The organism is Stygiolobus sp. CP850M, from assembly GCF_037389425.1.
Lineage (GTDB): Archaea > Thermoproteota > Thermoprotei_A > Sulfolobales > Sulfolobaceae > Stygiolobus.
In genome coordinates this window covers 16,969-36,003 of the sequence record NZ_JBBHKR010000094.1, presented here as the reverse complement: position 1 = coordinate 36,003, position 19,035 = coordinate 16,969, and the positions used below count along the sequence as shown (strand labels likewise).

The 19,035-nt window shown below is 38.8% G+C and carries 18 protein-coding genes; 11 read left to right on the top strand and 7 right to left on the bottom strand.

The window, feature by feature from the left end:
• Positions 1-72: 72 nt before the first annotated feature.
• Entirely contained in the window at positions 73-1,107 is a 1,035-nt protein-coding gene (locus WIW89_RS12090) for a DEAD/DEAH box helicase (RefSeq protein WP_337720960.1), read from the bottom strand.
• A 95-nt stretch (positions 1,108-1,202) separates the two neighbouring features.
• Between WIW89_RS12090 and WIW89_RS12085 the strand changes: the two genes are divergently transcribed.
• Entirely contained in the window at positions 1,203-1,499 is a 297-nt protein-coding gene (locus WIW89_RS12085; protein WP_443296619.1) for a YidH family protein, read from the top strand.
• On the opposite strand, the gene WIW89_RS12080 is transcribed toward WIW89_RS12085, so the two are convergent.
• The 4 genes from WIW89_RS12080 to WIW89_RS12065 form a co-directional block, all read right to left on the bottom strand.
• Positions 1,478-2,326, bottom strand: a complete 849-nt coding sequence (locus WIW89_RS12080; RefSeq protein ID WP_337720959.1) for a translation elongation factor — start codon at positions 2,324-2,326, stop codon at positions 1,478-1,480. The two genes, WIW89_RS12085 and WIW89_RS12080, sit on opposite strands and share 22 nt — an antisense overlap.
• Before the next feature lie 22 nt (positions 2,327-2,348).
• A complete protein-coding gene (locus WIW89_RS12075; protein ID WP_337720958.1) occupies positions 2,349-3,269 on the bottom strand; it encodes a sodium:calcium antiporter in 921 nt (306 codons plus the stop codon).
• A gap of 148 nt (positions 3,270-3,417) precedes the next feature.
• Entirely contained in the window at positions 3,418-4,779 is a 1,362-nt protein-coding gene (locus WIW89_RS12070; RefSeq protein ID WP_337720957.1) for a hypothetical protein, read from the bottom strand.
• On the bottom strand, positions 4,769-5,479 hold the full coding sequence (locus WIW89_RS12065) for an ABC transporter ATP-binding protein (protein ID WP_337720956.1): 711 nt from the start codon (positions 5,477-5,479) through the stop codon (positions 4,769-4,771). The genes WIW89_RS12070 and WIW89_RS12065 overlap by 11 nt, the downstream gene beginning before the upstream one ends.
• Positions 5,480-6,079: 600 nt before the next feature.
• On the opposite strand from WIW89_RS12065, the gene WIW89_RS12060 reads away from it, so the two are divergent.
• From WIW89_RS12060 to WIW89_RS12015, 10 genes are read left to right on the top strand one after another with little or no spacing between them, the layout of a single operon-like run.
• On the top strand, positions 6,080-6,754 hold the full coding sequence (locus tag WIW89_RS12060) for a precorrin-2 dehydrogenase/sirohydrochlorin ferrochelatase family protein (protein ID WP_337720955.1): 675 nt from the start codon (positions 6,080-6,082) through the stop codon (positions 6,752-6,754).
• Positions 6,735-7,970: a glutamyl-tRNA reductase gene (locus WIW89_RS12055; protein ID WP_337720954.1), complete on the top strand. Its 1,236-nt coding sequence runs from the start codon at positions 6,735-6,737 to the stop codon at positions 7,968-7,970. The genes WIW89_RS12060 and WIW89_RS12055 overlap by 20 nt, the downstream gene beginning before the upstream one ends.
• Positions 7,927-8,937, top strand: a complete 1,011-nt coding sequence (gene hemB, locus WIW89_RS12050; RefSeq protein ID WP_337699822.1) for a porphobilinogen synthase — start codon at positions 7,927-7,929, stop codon at positions 8,935-8,937. Before WIW89_RS12055 ends, hemB begins: the two co-directional genes overlap by 44 nt.
• Complete coding sequence (hemL, locus tag WIW89_RS12045; protein WP_337710119.1) at positions 8,910-10,193, top strand: glutamate-1-semialdehyde 2,1-aminomutase; 1,284 nt, start codon at positions 8,910-8,912, stop codon at positions 10,191-10,193. The genes hemB and hemL overlap by 28 nt, the downstream gene beginning before the upstream one ends.
• Positions 10,190-11,104, top strand: coding sequence for a hydroxymethylbilane synthase (hemC, locus tag WIW89_RS12040; RefSeq protein ID WP_337720953.1), 915 nt, complete (start codon positions 10,190-10,192; stop codon positions 11,102-11,104). The genes hemL and hemC overlap by 4 nt, the downstream gene beginning before the upstream one ends.
• Positions 11,079-11,735 (top strand): uroporphyrinogen-III synthase, encoded by a 657-nt coding sequence (locus WIW89_RS12035; protein WP_337720952.1) that lies wholly within the window; start codon positions 11,079-11,081, stop codon positions 11,733-11,735. Before hemC ends, WIW89_RS12035 begins: the two co-directional genes overlap by 26 nt.
• A complete protein-coding gene (locus WIW89_RS12030; protein ID WP_337720951.1) occupies positions 11,735-12,001 on the top strand; it encodes a hypothetical protein in 267 nt (88 codons plus the stop codon). Before WIW89_RS12035 ends, WIW89_RS12030 begins: the two co-directional genes overlap by 1 nt.
• 5 nt (positions 12,002-12,006) lie before the next feature.
• Positions 12,007-13,647, top strand: a complete 1,641-nt coding sequence (locus WIW89_RS12025; protein WP_337720950.1) for an alkaline phosphatase family protein — start codon at positions 12,007-12,009, stop codon at positions 13,645-13,647.
• Complete coding sequence (locus WIW89_RS12020) at positions 13,622-15,001, top strand: (2Fe-2S)-binding protein (protein ID WP_337699810.1); 1,380 nt, start codon at positions 13,622-13,624, stop codon at positions 14,999-15,001. The genes WIW89_RS12025 and WIW89_RS12020 overlap by 26 nt, the downstream gene beginning before the upstream one ends.
• A complete protein-coding gene (locus tag WIW89_RS12015) occupies positions 14,998-16,104 on the top strand; it encodes an NAD(P)/FAD-dependent oxidoreductase (protein WP_337720949.1) in 1,107 nt (368 codons plus the stop codon). Before WIW89_RS12020 ends, WIW89_RS12015 begins: the two co-directional genes overlap by 4 nt.
• Positions 16,105-16,106: 2 nt before the next feature.
• Here WIW89_RS12015 and WIW89_RS12010 read toward each other — a convergent pair whose 3' ends face one another.
• Positions 16,107-17,102 (bottom strand): MBL fold metallo-hydrolase, encoded by a 996-nt coding sequence (locus tag WIW89_RS12010; protein WP_337720948.1) that lies wholly within the window; start codon positions 17,100-17,102, stop codon positions 16,107-16,109.
• 36 nt (positions 17,103-17,138) lie between these two features.
• The gene (locus tag WIW89_RS12005) at positions 17,139-18,944 is read right to left on the bottom strand and encodes an ATP-dependent DNA ligase (RefSeq protein WP_337720947.1); all 1,806 of its coding nucleotides are present in this window, start codon (positions 18,942-18,944) and stop codon (positions 17,139-17,141) included.
• Positions 18,945-19,035: the final 91 nt, after the last annotated feature.

Here is a 19,035-nt window from a genome sequence, read left to right as displayed (position 1 = left end):
AAGAAACATCTTTTTTTCTTTACTTTACTTTGCGCTTTCAAGGACTTAAAATAAAGGCTTTTTCTATTGTTTTTAAACTCCTACTTTAGTCTCCTTTGCTAATAACTTCTTTACTTCTCTTTCTAACCAAAAATCTCTTGGAGTTAAGAAAGTTATCGCAACCCCCTTTTTCCCCATTCTTCCAGTCCTACCAATTCTGTGTATATACGTCTTCAAGTCCTGAGGAGCGTCAAAGTTGATAACCTTGTGGACTAACGGTATGTCAATACCTCTGGACGCAACATCCGTTGTTACGAGGATATCATATTCCCCTCTTCTAAACGCATCTATGTTTTCGTTTCTCACCCTTTGAGGTAAATCACCCCTGAGTTCTACAGCGTTATCTAGTAAGTGCACTAATTTAGCTACCCTACTTCTAGTCCTCATAAATACGATAATTCCGCTGTCTTCTTCCTCCCTTAAACTCCTAACTTTTGACCTCCAATCATCTTCTACTTCAAGAAATTTGTGTTCAACGTTAGCTAGTCCCTCACACACATAAACCCTTTCGGGGTTGTCCACGAACTTAGATGCTAAGGCTTCTATCTCTTTGGGTATAGTAGCTGAAAAGAGTCCCGTTATCTTCCTACTGGTCGTATGCGATAAAATCATCTCAACGTCCTCTATAAAACCCATGTCCAACATCAAATCTGCCTCGTCTACTACGACTACCTCAAACTCCTCTAGATTTATTTCTCCTTTTCCCCATAGGTCTAATAATCTTCCCGGGGTGGCAATTACAACGTCGGCACCTTCTAACTCTCTAAGTTGTCTGTTGTAAGGCATACCTCCGTATATTTCAGCCACTTTTATCCCCTTGTATTTACCGATAGATTTAATGTGAGATGAAACCTGCCTGGTGAGTTCCCTGGTAGGGGTAATCACAAGTGATTTATACCCAAGCTCTACAATGGGAATTCCGAAGGCAGCTGTCTTTCCGCTACCGGTTTTAGCCCTTACTATTACGTTTTTCCCGCTCAACATCAGCGGGATTGTCTTTCTTTGGACTTCAGTAAGTTCGCTGAAGCCCATTTCTTTCAAAGCTTTATCTACTTCTTCACTGAACATAAACGCTAAGTAGTCCCCGCAATTAATAAGCTTATAGGTGTGTCGAAATTAGTGCGAGAGATCATCTAGCCGCTAAGAGGACATTCTTAGCTTGGGTGAGAACATCCATAGCTTTAATGGGATTCGGATTCGTTATAGCCAAGTTTCAAATTTTTCTACACGTTTTAGCCCACGAACCTCTGACGTCATCTTCCCTTCTCGGAGGTGTTATAATGATAATCATGGGAATAGCTACGCTCCTTTACGGTTTCTACGAGTATTTGCAGGACGAGAAGCGGATAAAAGAAAACAAGTTTGAGGTTAAATTAACTCCTATGTGGATTTATACTGGATTATTAACATTATTGGCGGTGGCTCTAGTGGTGAGCCTTTACATCAGTGCATACCCGTAGACTCTTGGGGTCTTAGGTTTAGCGTTCATATTCAAAATTATTGCCCTCTTGATGGTTGTTGGAATCTCTCCGTTTAGTTTTATTTCATTTCCATTGATACTTCCCAATACTTTAAAACCGCCAGCAACTACGTGAACGTTACTAGCTTCTGAAGCCCATTTGAACTTATTTACATCCCTGATTACGTTAGTAAGGTTAATGCCAGGTTTAATTAGAGCAGTTACACCTTCTATTTCTTCGAGCTTCACATTACGTAATGCAAAACCTATCCTAGTCCCAGGTTGAACAGCTTGCTGGTCTTCGTCAAGTACTTGTATGCTTTTTACTTCCACTTCTTTTTTCATCGGTAATGCAACGAGCTTATCGTGAGCCTTTACTTCAGTCAGTGCAAAACCCAGAACTACTACTCCTACACCTTTTACATTGAAAGCCCTATCGATATATACGTAACCAAGATCGCTCACCGGCTCGTCTAGTTCCACGAACTCTGAGATCATGTTACTAATTGAGAGCTCTTTAAAGACCTTGCTGAAGGTCTCTTTATCAGGAGGCGGAATAACAACTCCTTTTAACCCCGAAGCTTCAGCTAATAACGCGAGTTCGCCCTCTATCGCGGTAAGTTGATTCATGACCAGATAAAAGGACGACGATATTGAGAGAGCTTCAGCTTGGTCTAGTAGCTTAGTAGGAGTTAAAACTGACCTGATAAGCTCGCCTATCTTTTTGTAGTAAATGTTGTTCTCCGTTTTCTTGCCCAGCTTTTCTGCAGTCTGTTTTATCAACTCCTCATTTGAAGCCAGCACGGTCGTTATTGAACCTCTTAGCATAAGTGAGTAAGAAAAGCCAGATTTAAAAGACTAGTGTAAAATACGCTACTAAGAAATATACAAACAAGAGCATTATTGACTCCTTTAACCCTAAGTTCTTGTCCATAAGTATGAAGATCGCAAAAGTATTAGCTATCAATGTCGCAACTATTTCACTCATCCCAGGTTGAAGTCTAACGTCGTTAAACAAGCCTACTATCGCTAAGAGCACGGTGGCGTTCTGTATCTTGCTACCTACGAAGTCGAATATCGCTAAAGACCCTCCGCGTTCAGATGTGGTCGTAAGTCGTATTGCGGTTATCGTTTCTTCTAATTCACCTGCTAACGGGGTCAATATTAATGCTAACCAGATTGAGGGTATATGGAAATAGCTAGAAAGTTCAGCCACATCACCAATGAAAGGTCCTGAAAAAAGGATGAGCAGAAATGCACCCATAACTAAGTACAGAGCAGCCTTTATTATTTCCTCCGTCTCTGCTTCCTCTCTGTCCTCTTTTACGAATTTCTTCACTCTATAATAAGTGTAGTATCCGTACAAACTGAGGAGGGGGATTGACGTATAAATGTCTAGAGAACCGTATATCAAAACAATTAGCAGTAACATGGTTGAAGCGATCAGAAATCTATGCTCCACCGAATAGTCCTCAGCGATTACGAGATTTTTCTTCCACCTCAAGAAATTGTAAATCCCGAGTAAGCCTACTCCAAATGTAAATAGCATGACATTTCCGCCTATCGCAGAGCCTAAAGCTATATAGGGTTCACCCCTTATGGAAGCAATAATTACAAAGATAGTTTCGGGTAGTGCTGTAAGTAGACCCATTACTATTCCGCCGGCCATACCTTGTCCCATGAATTCTTCAAGTTTCTCTGCACCTCTAGCAATGAGTTCTGCAGATAAAATCAGTATTGGAAATATTATCAGTAAATTGCTAACTATCAATACGCGATATAATCAGCTCTTACCCCTTTAAACTTTTACGAAATTAGATGAATATTTAGCTTAACGCTAATAATTTTACTAATTTTAAGTATTAGTAAATTCTCTATTTCGAGTAAAGAGATATTTATAGACCTAAGAGAAATTATAACTAAGTTACTGAAGTCATTATTTTCTCTACGGTACTCTGCCAGTATGAGCTCGATAAGAAGAACGGAAGGTCGAGAACTAATAGAACGACTGTGCCAATAATAAATACGGAAAGGTAGGGTAAGAGCGCTATAACCTCTAGGACGACGAAAGGGATAATAGATAAGAATGAAACCAAGAACCTGCCCGCAGTTATTGTCTGAATATTTTGGAATGACGCACGGTAGAACCTCGAGTTTAGGGACATAACGAAAATCGAACTTAAAGGTAAATCTACCATAACGGTTAAGCCGAGAACAACCTGACTGCTCAATACTTCAAAAAGACCTATTGGTAAAAGGACTACGGCTAGGGCTATAGCCTTACTTATGAGATAATTCCTGAAGAACTCCAAGGGAGTCATGACGTTCATGTCTAACCATATCGGTTCGCTAATTAGTGCAGAACTTGATAATGAGACAGTTAAGAACCACGTTATGATAATGACGTAAAAGTTAAGATTGAAGATTCCAATTATTTTTAGAATATAAGCAAAATATATCATAGCACCCATTAATGAGGTAATTAACAAAATTTGCCATAACTTAACTCTCTTAGTGACGTATGTTATAGTACCCATGAAATTAACTCGCCCACCTACTTCCAATACGTTTAAGTTTTTAACTAACATAACCAAGAGAGGATACCTTACTTTAGTAAAGTTTATCTGTTCCTTAACCTCACCTTTTTCAGACTTTATAATGATATTAGAATAATTAGTGAAGGAAAATCTCTTGATGGCTAGAAAGAATGAACTTAAGGACAACGTTATCAGTAACGAAAACCCTATCGTATCATATCCGACGAACATAGACATAGGACTAAAAGGAAATCCTACACCTGCTAACAAGAACCAACCAGCAATTCCTAAAGCTACGAGCACTTTCCTCTTTATACTGAGTGAATAAGTTATGGCGGGAAGTGAAGCTGAGATCAAACTCAGAAGAAATGGAATAAAGATACCATATAAGCCTATAGATAGTACGAACCACGATACAAAAAGGATTGAGAGAGCCAAATTAACTACTATGGAACCAATAATAACTGAAGTGACTAGCATTCTATCGTCTATGGGAAGCATTGCTAGGAAATCACTGTCAGATTTAGATACCATGCCGAACCTAGTGTTAAATATTGAGGTGGTTACTAAGATCGAGGAATAAAATATCGAGAACAACGAAAACTCTGTTATTACATGAGGTGGCTCAAAATCATAGCTCGGTAAGGTCATTGCTACTAAAATTGCTGAGATAAAAACGTAGAGGATGAAAGATCTTTTAGGAATCCGGGAAAAAATAACAAATTTTATGAGTTTACCCCACACTGCTCATCAACCTTGCCACCACACTTTCTATCGGTTCGTCCTCTCTTCCCATAGACTTCAAATCTACTATTGAACCACTCCATATTACAGAGCCTCTAGATATCACAATAACGTGATCAGTTAACCTGGTAGCTATTGACATAATATGAGTAGAAACTAAAAACGTAGCGTTCATTTGCCTCAACATACCTATTACTTTTTCCTGAGTAGGTATATCCAGATAGTTAAGGGGCTCATCCAATAAGACTATTTCAGGATTATGAAGAAGTACTAACGCTATTGCGAGTTTCTGCTGATTACCCCTTGAGAGCTTACCGGCTTGTATATTTTCATATTGAACCAAATCTAATTTCTCCATCATCTCCCTAGCCTTCTCTTTAGGGTTAGGTATACCTCTCAGCGCAGCTATATACTCTAAATTCTCCCTTACTGTGAGTATTCTATATGGCATCGGGTCTTCTGGCAGATATCCCATAATCCTCTTCACTTGTTTATCCCCCGGCTTCAGACCTTTAATGAAAACGTCACCTTGATCAGGCTTTAACATTCCAGCTAAAATCTTCATGGTAGTGGACTTACCTGCACCATTAGGACCCAGAAGGGCATATCTACCGCCGCAAGGAATAGAAAATGAGAGATCTCGAAGGGCTTCTATTGAACCAAATCTCTTATAAACGTTAACCAGTGTAATACAATCCATATATAAAATTTCTAAGTTGGTTATAATTAAACGTATTCACTAGATAATAGAACTGCATAGAAATATGAAAATTTTTATTTATCATTTATCGTAAAACCGTAATACTTTAGTATAACTAGGATTTTCCGTTAAAAAGTATCTAAATACCCAACGTTTATAATAAAACAATATTTGAAACAAGCTAAGCTTTGTTACCCTTTAATTAAATATATTTCACTACTAGTGAGAGTAAAGTAAATAAAGTAGAAAGTGTAATATCTACAATTAGGCTGTTAACAAAAAATCTTTAAAGGGAATAAAGGTGGGGCGGTGAAAAAGTTCGGAGGGGTGGTGAGTGATGTATTGATATAATGAAAAGGATGTCATTTTTAAAGTTAACTTGTTTGAAACAAAGTGTTGTTAACGTGCTTTTTGTCTCATTTTCATACACTCGCTTATTCTTTTTAGGTGGCGAAAAAGAGACATCTAATTTTAAAGTTTAGTTCTAGATGTTCTCTAATTAAAATCTCCTAACAGTTAATTATAAAAACAAAATCTGAATATAATTTGATTTAAATAAACGGAGTAGAATTTAAATTAAGCGAATTTATAATAACAATAGTGAACGCGCGAAATTACACTTATCTACCTATTTTTCTTGATCTTAGAGGGTTAAAAGTTCTAGTGATAGGTGGGGGCACGGTAGGAACTAAAAGGGCTTTAAAATTCGCGGAGCTAATGAGTGACGTTACGGTAGTGAGTTTAGATTTTTCGACAGATCTTCAAAGAGCTTACGAAGAGAAGAAAATCAAATTAATTAAGGGTGATGCAAAATCACTAATCGACGATAACTTCCTTTCACAATACCACATAATAGTAACGGCTACCTCAGATAGGACTCTTAATTCTTCGATATGTAAAGTTGCTAAAATCTTGGGAAAACTATGTAACGATCCGACCAACCCTGAGGAATCCAATTTCATAGTACCCATTTACTCTATTGAGGACTCGATAGGCGTAGCCGTTACTACTTTCGGTAAGTCTAGTCTTTCCTCAAAGTTTATCCTACAGCTGATTAAGGAAAGAGTTCTCAACGACGAAGTGAAAAAGTTGGTAGAAGTCATGGGGCTAGTTAAGGATAAGATGAAGTCGGAAGTAGAAGACCCAAGAAGAAGATTCTCGTTGTACTCCTTAATTTTCAATGATCCTAAGTTTAGGGATTATGTGAGTAAAAACGACATAGAACACTCAATTAAGAGGGCGGAGGAGATAATCAATGGCTATAAGACAGATTAAATTAGATAATTATTACGCACTAATATACACTTATAAAACGGTAGGTCTCGATAAATTATACGAGCACTATATTAGAGACGAGGAACTTAAGGCGTTAAAAACTTCAGACGACATTGAGATTTGTGTCCTCCAAACGTGCAATAGAGTCGAGGCTTATCTCTATTTACACAACTCAGAAGATCTTAAAAACTTTCTAGAAAGACTGGACTCTTTCCATAAGGAGAAGATAACCAAAGATGCTACAATCCTACAAGGTAGAGCGGTGGCAAAGCACCTCTTTGAGGTCGCCTCAGGGATAGATTCACTCGCAGTTGGAGAATATGAAATTCTTGGACAAATAAAAGAAACTTCTGAGAAATGCAAAAAATTAAAGCTAATAGACGACGCTTTAGATCTATTATTTACTTCAGCAGTAAAGATCGGTAGGAGGGTTAGAAGTGAGACTAATATATCGAAAGGTAAGACCGGTGTCTATTCGCTCGCAGTTGATTATGTAATAAGACAATTTAAACATATCAAAAACTTAAAGGTTGCAATTGTAGGAGCTGGGGAAATAGGAAGTAAACTAGCCCATATGCTTAGGGATTCCGGTATAACGGATGTAACGATCTTTAACAGAACTCTGAGCAGAGCCTATGACGTTGCAAGTAAATTTGGATATAAAGCTATGGAACTTAACTTTGACGATGTAAGTAAATTTGACGTCGTATTCGTGGCTATCTACTACCCACAGAAGGTCAAGCTAAATGGACCAAAGCTCGTAGTTGACTTATCACTGCCAGCTATCGTTGAAGGTGATAATGTAGTGACCTTAGAAACCCTCAAGTCTCTTTCAGCCCAAATAATGGAGAGGAAAATGGGAGAGATAGAAAAGGCTAAGAAGATAATTGAGGCGGAATTGGATAAGTTCAACAGAGAGATTGAGACGTATAACCTCAACAGACTGATTTCAATATTTATGAGTAAGATAGAGGAGATAAGGAGAGAAGAGATCAAGGAGGCAATGAACGTATTAGCTAAGAAGGAGCACCCAGAAATGGATGAAATATCAGAGATACTTGATAAGATGAGTTCATCTTTGCTAAAGAAAGTGCTCTCGCCGGTTTTAGAGGATATTAGAAAAACTCCTAATAGGATGGATTACCTTAATTATCTAATAGAGGTTTTAGGAAATGGTAACGTTTCCGACTCTAAGACCGAGAAGACTAAGAACTAATAAAGTAATAAGAGAGCTGGTAGCCCAAACAACTCTTAACGTTTCCCAACTAGTCTTACCTATTTTTGTGAAGGAGAACATAAACGAGCCAGAAAAAATTGACAGTATGCCCGACGTATTCAGGTACCCGCCTAACGATCACCTAATCAAATTTGTAGAACAGTCCTTCAGTCTCGGAATAAAGAGCTTTATACTGTTTGGTATTCCTTCATATAAAGACGACTTTGCCTCTTCAGCATATGCTAAGGACGGGATAATTCAAAGGAGCTTAAGACTTCTTAGACAAACTTTTGGAGATAAGATTCTCTTAATAGCTGATGAATGTACTGACGAGTACACCAGTCATGGTCACTGCGGGATAGTAGTTAATAAAAACAGTAAAGTGTTGGTTGATAACGATGAAAGCTTGGAGGTTCATGCTAAAATCGCCTTAAGTCAAGCCGAAGCTGGGGCGGATATAATAGCTCCGTCATCAATGATGGATGGAGTAGTAGGAGCTATAAGGAGGACGCTTGACGAAAACGGGTTCAAAGACGTTAGTATAATGTCTTACAGTGTAAAATATGCCTCGACTTTCTATTCACCTTTTAGAGATGCTGCTTACTCTAAACCTGCTTTCGGAGATAGAAGAGGATATCAAATGGATCCTAGGAACTCATACGAGGCAATTAAGGAAGCTCATCTAGATGTAGAGGAAGGAGCGGACATATTGATGGTAAAGCCGGCACATACATATCTCGATGTAATAAGAATCGTGAAGGAAAACTTCCCTGAATACCCCTTAGCCGCTTATCACGTCAGCGGTGAATACAGCATGATAAAAGCCGCCGCGCTAAACGGGTGGATCGACGAAAAAACAGCTGTATTAGAAATAACTACAGCGATCAGGAGAGCTGGAGCTGATATAATACTGACGTATTATGCTCCGAAGATTGCAGAATGGATCAAGGAGGGTGTTCCGTTTTGAGCGAGAACTTATGGAAGGAAGCCCTGAAGCTTTTTGCCGGGGGAGTTAACAGCCCAGTAAGAGCTGCAGTTAAGCCTTATCCGTTTTACGTAGATAGGAGTGAAGGCGCTTTCTTATATACAGTAGATGGAAAAAGGCTAATAGATTACGTTTTAGGATATGGTCCACTATTTTTAGGGCATCGTCACCCCTATGTCGAAAAGAAGATTATAGAACAAGTTCAGAAAGGCTGGCTCTACGGTACTCCTAGTCCGGTTGAGATAAAGCTTGCGGAAAAGATAATCAGCCATTTACCTTCTGCACAGAAGGTTCGGTTCGTTAACAGTGGAACTGAGGCTACGATGTTAGCATTGAGGTTATCAAGAGGATATACTGGAAAAGAGAAAATACTCAAATTTAACGGCAATTATCATGGGGCTCATGATTACGGTCTTGTAGAGGCAGGTAGTGCAGCTACTGAATTCAACGTCTCTACTTCTAACGGAATACCTTTGTCGATAAGAAATACAGTCGAGATATGCGAGTACAATGACCTTTCCTGCGTTGAAAAAACGCTGAAAAAAGAAGACGTAGCAGGGGTAATAGTAGAGCCGGTAATGGGTAATATGGGGTTGATCTTACCGGAGAAGGACTTTTTAAAGGGGTTGAGGGAACTGACCAAGTCTTATAACTCGCTTTTAATATTCGACGAGGTCATTACGGGGTTCAGATTGGGACTTAGCGGAGCTCAAGGTTATTTCGGCATAAACCCAGATTTGACAACTTTAGGAAAAATTATAGGAGGAGGTCTACCTATCGGAGCTGTAGCTGGAAGAGCTGAAATAATTGATTTGCTAACGCCTTCAGGTAAGGTTTTTAACGCAGGGACGTTTAACGCAAACCCATTGAGCATGACAGCCGGTTTAGCGACAATAGAAGTATTAGAAAGGGAGAAAGTTTATGATACTGCTAGAGAGGCCACTAAAGCTTTCAGTGAAGAACTCTCTACACTTCTAGAGAGGAAGGGCTTTACCTTTACCCTTAACAGAATTGAAAGCATGTTCCAAGTTTTCTTTGGCGTGAAGAAAGTAACTAATGCTACCGAAGCAAAACAAGCTGACAAGAACACATATTTTAAGATGCATCAGAGAATGTTAGAAGGAGGAGTCTTCATTCCACCTAGTCAATTTGAAGTAATATTCTCTTCTGGTGCCCACAACCCCTCAGTAGTCAATACCACAATAGAAGTAACAAGAAAGGTGATAAATGAACTATGAAAAAAATAAGAATAGCTGCAAGAGGGAGTAAGCTCAGCAGAATACAAGTAAGAATGGTGGAAGAGAAATTAAATAAATTAGGAATAGAGACCTCATTCGTCGAGGTTAAAACAAAGGCTGACCTATTTCAAGCTTCGCCCTTATCACAGCTTGGAAAAGGGGTTTTCGAGAAAGAAGTGAATCAGGCTGTCATCAACGGGGAGGCTGATATTGCAGTCCACAGCATGAAAGATATGTTAAGCGAGACTCCGCCCGGTTTAGAGCTCTATGCAGTCCTAAAGAGAGACCCGCCCTTTGACGTTCTAATTTCACTGTCATGCAGAGGTCTCTTTGAGTTGGAAAGCGGTAAAGTTATAGGAACTAGTAGTATGAGAAGGAAAAATTCGATAGTATTTTATCGTAAGGATCTGTTGGTGAGAGACCTTAGAGGGAACATCGACACCAGATTAAGAAAGTTATTTCAGGGTGAATACGATGCAATAATTGTAGCTGAAGCCTCAATAACGAGGCTCGCTACTTATGACCACCAATATCAAGGAATAAACTATTCTAAATTCGATCCTACACTCCTAACTCCTGAAGCTAACCAAGGAATAATAGCCATCGTGGGAAAGTCTAACTCCCCCTTAAAAGACCTTTTCAGAAAACTAAATGACGAAAAGACCTACCACGAAGCAATAGCCGAGAGAACGGCTCTAAATATTATTGGAGGAGGATGTCATTCCCCCTTAGGTGTATTGTTTGAGGAATTAGATGAGGGTGAATACCGAGGAATAATGACGTTCATTGACGGAAGAAAGAAAATTACAGTTGAGGGTATTTTCCGAGGAAAACCGGAAGAGGTAGGAGAGGAGCTAGGTAAACGACTGTTGAAGGAGATTAAGGATGAAGGTATTGTTATTAAGACCTGAGGGCAGTGAAGTACCCCAAGATCCCGAGATAGAGATAGTTAATATACCGGTATTAAAACCGGTTTGTATACCCCACACGCTGCCTTTCATGCCGAAAACGATAGGATTTACAAGCGTAAACGCGGTTAAATGTTTTAATTACGCCGAGGTTTTCGAAAAAGTTAATGAAGTTTATGCAGTAGGACCCTCTACGGCAAATGCGTTAAAAGATATATTCAACGTTAAGCAAGTGATAGTTCCTGAAACTTTCACCGTTGACTCGATGGTCCAGAAGATGTTAAGAAATTCAAGAGATAAAACAATCTTAGTAAGAAGTAGTGTCGGGTATAAGAGGGACAAGGAAAAGTACCCACAGATAACCCAAATAGTTGATTACGACCTTTTAATAAATGAGGAGAACTTAAGGAAGACCAAACAACTTCTATCTGATTGTACTTTTAACTATGTAATAATTACTAGTTCTCTAATAGCCACATTAGTTAAGGACTCTCTGAGAGAGTGTACTAAAGTAGTTAGTATAGGTCCATCAACTACCAGAGCTTTAGAGGGGGTTAATAATATATATGAAGCTAGAGAACATGATATGAATGGAATATTTATCTTGTTGAAAGGGCTTTTGAGGGATGATTAATGGATGATATTACCTTACGCGAGCTCACTCTTAAAACATTAAGAGAGATAGTAGGGGAAGTTGATGAAAAGACCTTAGAAATAAAGTTCTTTCAACAATTTAAGGACAAAGTAGATATTTACGGTAAATTCGAGAACGAAAAAGGTTTTTATGAGTTTGCACTTAGTTTTGACGAAAAAGGCAAAGCTAAGAGAAAAAATGTTAATATGATTATGCCTAAAGACATCAAGGACGAAATAGAGAAGAAAACAAAAGTTAACGGGTAGGCGTTTTGAGACTTCTATTAATAGTCATTGACGGAATGGCTTTTCACGTAGTAGAGAAGATAAGGAACAAGCTACCTACGATAAACGAGTTAATATCAAAGGGCTTTTTCGGAAAACTCGAGTCAGTCTTCCCATCATTAACCCCTATAGCTTTAGCTTCTCTTGTGACTGGTAATACTCCTAAAGTAAACGGTGTTACGGCTCCTAAAATATTCGTTAAAGACAGACCATTATCTAACGAACTCTCTGCATACTCTAGCGATCCGTTAAAGACCGACCCTCTCTGGGTTTACTTGAGTAAAAATGGGTATAATACATTAGTGACCTCTTCACCACAAGCTTTACCTGATAAATGGAACATGGAAAACTCTGCCCTTTTCGATCCGTATAAGAGTAAAATGAAGAAATGCAGTGATGGAAGAAGAATAACTGAGGGAGAAAATAAAGTTCTAGGAAAAGTTTGGTTAGTTGAAAGATCTTCGAATAAATTTTACGTAGCTATTCCCTCTCCAAACGGGGATAAAATCATAGAGTTAGAGAAGAATGAGTGGAGCTTACCAATTACCATTAGGGGAAAGTGCGGAAAAGAGGAGTTTAGCGCTATAACCATATTACACGCAAGGGAGAACGACATATACATATCACCTATAGCTTTCGATAATAAGAGGTGGGGTAATAAACCTCAATTAATGGAAAGAATTTGGAATGAAATATCTACTGTTTATGGTATGATTATGGACGGTGACCATGTTTCGCTTCATAAGGATATAATTACCTTTGAAGAATACATGGAAACTGTTAAGAGAACCTTCACCTTCTTTTACAATTATACTAAATATCTTCTTGATAACGTGAAATGGGACTTTGCTTTAACATATTTGCCAGTAGTTGACAATGTACAACATTTATTATATGGTTTAGATGACGAAAAGGCTTGGGAGTATATAGTACAAAGTTATCTTATGGCTGATGAATTCATAAAAATGCACTTAGATTATGCTGATTTAGTGATAGTTGCCTCAGACCACGGTATTGAAAAGGTAAAGAAAAAAGTGTTTATTAACAAACTACTGGAGAAAATTAATGTCTTGTCCTTGAACGAAAAGGATGAAATCGACTGGTCTAGGACTAAAGCATATTACGGCGGAGGAGGACAGATACGAATTAACCTAAAAGGTAGGGAAAATAGGGGAATAGTATCACTGAAGGAGTTCCCTAAGCTAGTTAGATATATAGTCAGGCATTTAGAAAACCTTACGGATGGTAACGAAAAGATTTTTACTTCTATATACGCTAATGAATCACCAGCATCCGACCGTGAAGGTGATATTAAGATAGGGGGAATTAAGGACTATTATGGGGTTAGCAGCGCCGTGAAAAAAGACATGGAAGTGATTGAAGACGTTATCCCTTATAAAATGAACAGTGGTGAACACGGGTATTTTAGAAAGAATGACCTATACGGGGTCATAATCGCAAAATACAAACAATTAGAGCTGAATAGGACAGAAACTATTCAACAGGCTAAGATAATAGATATAGCACCTACAATTCTTAAACTATTCAATATTAATAACATTAAAATGGAAGGGAGACCAATATTAAAATTGTTAGAACCTTATGAGAGTTCCCGCCGCATATACTAAAAGGACAAAGAGAAAAATCGGGGTAAGTTATGACGAATACGGTATGCCTTACACCGAATATGTTAACGAGAAAGGAGAAATAACTTCCGTCTTTACATCCTCTCCGAAAGAGAGGCATCCTCTACCCCTCAGAATAAACATAAGGTTTCTTCATGAGACTCGACTACTTAGAAATAGTAGTGTGCTACCGGCTCTTCCATTCTTCCAAGACCTACCTAAGCATTATTCACCTCTTAAAAAACACAAAGATGTAGAGAAAGCCCATTTCAAAAGGCTGATCATTGGAGGAGGAACCTCAGGCATAGCTGCTCTGAATGAGGACTCAATTATGATAACTAGGGAGTTATTTGGGGACATCCTATTTGACGACTCTCCCTCTCTCTTACTTTCCAAGGAGGAAATAGTGAAGAAACTAAAGGAAAAAGTAAAGAAATTCAAAAATAAAATTCTTTACGGTAATTACATGGGGAAATTTGACGAAGGACTACTTTTCGAGCTAGAAGATAAGTTCCTTCTTGTAGAGGCTGAAGAGATAGTAGTTTCTACCGGAGCTAGGACTTTAAAGCCTATATTCAAGGGTAATTGGGAACAAGGAGTAGTGTCAAGAGAGTATTACATTAGGAAGCTAAAGGGGGAAATTGGAGAGGAGAGTAAAATACTAGTATTAGGATATAACGATTTGGCTGTAAAGACGGCTCTGAACTCTAAAAAAACTATAATTTTAGCTCCCCAACATGTTGACTTTGCCTTTTCACCATTATACAGAGATCTTGTAAACGAAAATGGAATAGAACTTGAAAGGGATTACATAGTAGACGTGATTAGAACTGATGACAAAAAACTGGTAGTCACGACCAAAAAGGGCAAATATGAAGTTTCACTTATCGTATTTTCTGTTCTCAAACAGCCAAGGCTTGAGGTTACAAGTAGCATGGGGCTTTCGTATACTTATGAAAATCACGTATACAAGCCTATAAGAGAAAATAACGTGCAAATAACTGGTGGAATGTTGGGGATAGTTGACGAATACTTAAGTTTACTCAGCGGTGAGGTTCTTAACGACCCGAAAAAAATAGATGAGCTGAAAAACTACTCATCAAAGGAAATTACATTCTCCATCTCACCTTACTATTATGGAAGCAACGGTCTGATTTGCGAATGCGAAGAGATTTGGTTAGAAGATATAGAATATGCAAAATCTCTCGGCGTTAGAGATACTGAGGAAATAAAGAGAGTTACAGGATTAGGGACTGGAAAGTGCCAAGGTAAAGCATGCGTAATAGTTGCAGGAGACTACCTAAAAAGCAATATTCTAATTTCCTTCAGGACGCCTATTTATCCGGTGAGAATATGATCATTGTTGGTGCGGGTGCTCATGGTCTAAGTTTAGCTTATCACTTGACCAGAGAGGGTTTTAATGATATTAAGATAATCGAAATGAAGAGGATAGGATTTGGGTCTAGCAGTAGAAATGCCTCTAGGTTTCGCTATCATTTCTTCAGCAAAGAGAATATAACATACGCCAAGAAAGCTATTCCATACCTAATACAGCACGTTAAAGAGTTGAGGCTCAACTCTCTACTTTATTTCACGGGATACTTATGGATATTAAGGGACGAGGAACAAATCTCAATCCAAAAGAAGTTGGACAGCATGTGGAAAGCTGAGGGTATAGGAGGTGAATTCAGAGATTGTAGCGAATTTGAGTTTCTAAAAAGCGAAGGGTTGTGTTACTACGCGCCTCAAGATGGTGCATTCCATCATGACTACGTAATTTACAGTTATTACTTGGAGATAAAGGATAAGGCAAGATTAATCATAGATGAAGTAGAAAAAATAAACTTCAAAGGGGGGAAAGTAGCGGGGATAAAACTAGTAAAAGGTGGAGAATTGAATGATGACGTCGTAGTAATGACGGCTGGTGCTTGGAGCGGTAGATTAATGACAAATTCTGGGATTAACGTACCTATATTTCCTGAGAAAAAGGAAATCTTTATAACGGAAGACGTAAGTTTCAGGGTAAGACCCTTAGTAATAGACACGAGTAATAAGGTCTATTTTTCGCAAACACTAAAGGGTGAAATAATCGGGGGTACAGAAACTCCTAGACCGTACGGTTTTCTACCATTTACTAACTCTTTCCAAGAGCTCTCACGCTTTTTGAGAGCAATAAGGGAGACTGTGAAGGGCATTGAAGGCATAGGAATATTAAGAGGTTGGAGTGGTTATTACGAAATGACGCCTGATAGTTCCCATATAATGGGTTATGATAACGAGTGGCCGGAAGGACTTTATATTGATGCCGGTTACAGCGGACATGGGATGATGTTTGCCCCGTATTCCGGTAAGCTTATGGCTGAACTAATACTGAACGGAAAAGTTCCGCCAGAAATGAGACCGTACTTACCGACAAGGTTTAAGGAAAAGAAGTTGATAGCGGAAAGTCTAGTAATATAACCTTAACTACCATTGGAGGACGGTAATATTTTTACTTTCTTTCTATAATATTTTGTCACATATACCGCAAAGTCATACGCGTATTTACTCCTACTCCCGTCTAGGATTATTAGGTCGGCTGTAGTCATTTCTACATACTTCAAATTATCCTCGAAGTCTCCGTGGCTACTAAACCCTATAATAAATGAGTTCGAATCTACCGGTTTTATGAAGTCCTTAACAAGCCAACCGTCTAAGAGGAAGTTAGTTGTAGCCTTAGTCCTCCTTTTAAATTCGGTTGCATGTTTAAACTCCACGTACCATCCATCTTTAATTATCTTCTTTCCCTCTTCAGTACTTTTACTTACAAATTTACCCACCATTTCTCCATATTTTTCAGCTATGGCTGTTAATTTCTCCACCTTATTTTCAACCAGAAACGGTGCATCGAGGTTATACTTACGCAATACTTTCATAGCCTCTTGTAACTTTCCGTAGTATGCGTAAATAGTAACCGGACCTTTAAGGAGGGCATCTGCTACATAATCTGCAAACAACATCTCCATATCATCCTTGTATTTTCTTACAAAGTTTGGACTGCCGTAGGTTACGTCCATTATTAATACGTCGGGATTGAGAATCGGCGTACCTTTCCCTGGGTTCCTAAAATCACCGGTATAAGCTATCCCTACACCTTTTTCAGTTTCAACAATTACTTGTGATGCTCCCATGATATGCTCCGCCCTCTCAAGCTTTATTTTCTCACCAAGAAGGTCTACCTTTACGCCGTAATTAAGCGGTAATTGTTTGTGCTTAGGTATGTTATATCCTAACACTTGTAACGATTCAATAGTAATGGGTGAGGCGATTATGCTGGTGCATTCCTTAATACTCTTATTTAATTCGCCTATGTGATCAGCGTGAAAGTGTGTCACAGCCCTGAATAACCTCTTATAATGACCATCGATAACAAAGTTATTACCTACCAGTATTGCACCGCTATCTTGTATATCGAACACACTAAAATTAAGGAAGTAACAATATATGAATTTTGATTAGGAAGGTTCCGTTTCTCCGCTTGACTCCTCTTTTTTCTTCAGCTTCAACTTATACATCTCTAAGATCTCTTGTGGTGTGGTAGCTTCTTCCACGCTCTTATCATCCCTCCACCTTATAAACCTGGGGAATCTTATTGAGAGTCCTGCTTCCTTGCTTATTTGCCCCTTACAACAGGTATGTTGCGGGGAAAGAGTTATCTCTGCACCTATCACCTCAGCCACATACTTTGGTTGGACCCATATATCTGGTTCCATTTCTGACTCTACTCTCGGGTCTTTGGAGTCTATTTTGATCTCCATAAGTTTCTTTTGTAGCTCATCCAGTTCCGCATCGCTGAAACCCGAGGCTACTTTACATACTGTATAAAATGTGTCAGTCTCAGGGTCGTAAGCTGCCATTAATAGTGAGCTTAACTTTCCTCCCCTCTTACCCCTCCCGTAAAAAGCACCAACAACTACTAAGTCAACGCTGTCAGCCATCTCACTCTGATAGTCTCTCTTGAGTTTTATCCACAAGAATCCCCTAGCTCCAGCCTGATATATTGAGTCTTTACCTACAGCCTTCACCATTATTCCTTCTGCGCCTTCTGAGATAGCCTGATAGAAGTACTCTTTCAGCTTTTCGACGTCATCGGTAAATATATGGTGAGCAATGTGCAACTTGTCGTTGGGCTTTATTATTTCTTCGAGCTTCTTTCTCCTCTCTGGCAAAGGTTTCAAAGTATAATCCTCTCCGTTATAATACATTAAGTCGAAAAGGTAGACATTTACTGGGTATTCCTCAACCGCCTCATGTATATCGTTTTTTCTCTTCCTATGCATTAACTCCTGGAAAGGTAAAATGTCTCCACTTTCTTTGTCTATAGCCACTATCTCGCCTTCAATTATCACCTCATCTGCATTGATATAGTCCTTAACATAATCTCTTACGTCGGGATACTGCTTAGTAATGTTTTCGAGCCTTCTTGAGAATATATAAACCTCATTACCTTTCTTGTGAATTTGAGCCCTTTCCCCGTCATATTTATAATCTACTAACGCTTGACCTCCGACTTTTGATAATATTTCAACCGGGTCGTTGAGCCTTTCTGCTAACATCGGTCTTATGGGTATTCCTACTTCAGGCTTTAGATTCTTTAACGCTTCAATACCCTCCGAAGCCACTACTTTAGCTATGTTACCAAGATCTGCCCTTAGATTATAAGCCCTTTCAATTATTGGACGCGCGTGAGGACCTCCTCCATAGGCGTTAGCGAGAGCGTCCATAATTGTGGCGTCTCCTATACCAACCCTCAGTCTCCCATCTATAAACCTTATAATGTATTTCGCTTCTAGGGGATCGGCCTTCTTTAATAAACCAGCTAGGGAGCGGATTTTTACATCCCTGCTACCTTCGCCCTCAGCCAAGGCGATCTTACTTAGAGAGTTATATACTTCCTCAACGGTTAGGGGAGAAGATGACGAAGCACCTAAGAATGTCAAGATTGTAGTTCCGCTGCCTGACTTTTTCAGCCTATATGCTACTTCACCCAAGTCACCTACCTTTTTAAGTTCGGCCTCGATTGTATCCTCCTTGACGTTAATCCCTATGGATAAAGCCTTTATCATTAACTTTTCTCCGAGACCTATTTCAGGATAACCAAAAAAGTCAGGCCATAGTTTTCCCTGAATTATATAAATCACTTTATCTATTACATCCTTATCGGATTTCTTAAACAAGTCAGTCAACAATGAAGTTATTTGTATCCTTGATGATATTCTCTCGAGTTTATCAAAATATTCAGCGATTAGTTTAAACTCCATCACTTTAATATGTTGATCAAAAAGTGTAATAAGGATGATGAAATCTGGCAAGACCGAGATATGACGAATCAGAGTTACCCTGACCTCTTAT

Coding starts and splice junctions, on each gene's coding strand:
- WIW89_RS12030 (WP_337720951.1), top strand. CDS start 11,735: ATGGATGATATTACCTTACGCGAGCTCACTCTTAAAACATTAAGAGAG.
- WIW89_RS12020 (WP_337699810.1), top strand. CDS start 13,622: ATGAGAGTTCCCGCCGCATATACTAAAAGGACAAAGAGAAAAATCGGG.
- hemL (WP_337710119.1), top strand. CDS start 8,910: ATGGATCAAGGAGGGTGTTCCGTTTTGAGCGAGAACTTATGGAAGGAA.
- WIW89_RS12090 (WP_337720960.1), bottom strand. CDS start 1,107: ATGTTCAGTGAAGAAGTAGATAAAGCTTTGAAAGAAATGGGCTTCAGC.
- WIW89_RS12065 (WP_337720956.1), bottom strand. CDS start 5,479: ATGGATTGTATTACACTGGTTAACGTTTATAAGAGATTTGGTTCAATA.
- hemC (WP_337720953.1), top strand. CDS start 10,190: ATGAAAAAAATAAGAATAGCTGCAAGAGGGAGTAAGCTCAGCAGAATA.
- WIW89_RS12055 (WP_337720954.1), top strand. CDS start 6,735: ATGGCTATAAGACAGATTAAATTAGATAATTATTACGCACTAATATAC.
- WIW89_RS12005 (WP_337720947.1), bottom strand. CDS start 18,944: ATGGAGTTTAAACTAATCGCTGAATATTTTGATAAACTCGAGAGAATA.
- hemB (WP_337699822.1), top strand. CDS start 7,927: ATGGTAACGTTTCCGACTCTAAGACCGAGAAGACTAAGAACTAATAAA.
- WIW89_RS12080 (WP_337720959.1), bottom strand. CDS start 2,326: ATGCTAAGAGGTTCAATAACGACCGTGCTGGCTTCAAATGAGGAGTTG.
- WIW89_RS12035 (WP_337720952.1), top strand. CDS start 11,079: ATGAAGGTATTGTTATTAAGACCTGAGGGCAGTGAAGTACCCCAAGAT.
- WIW89_RS12015 (WP_337720949.1), top strand. CDS start 14,998: ATGATCATTGTTGGTGCGGGTGCTCATGGTCTAAGTTTAGCTTATCAC.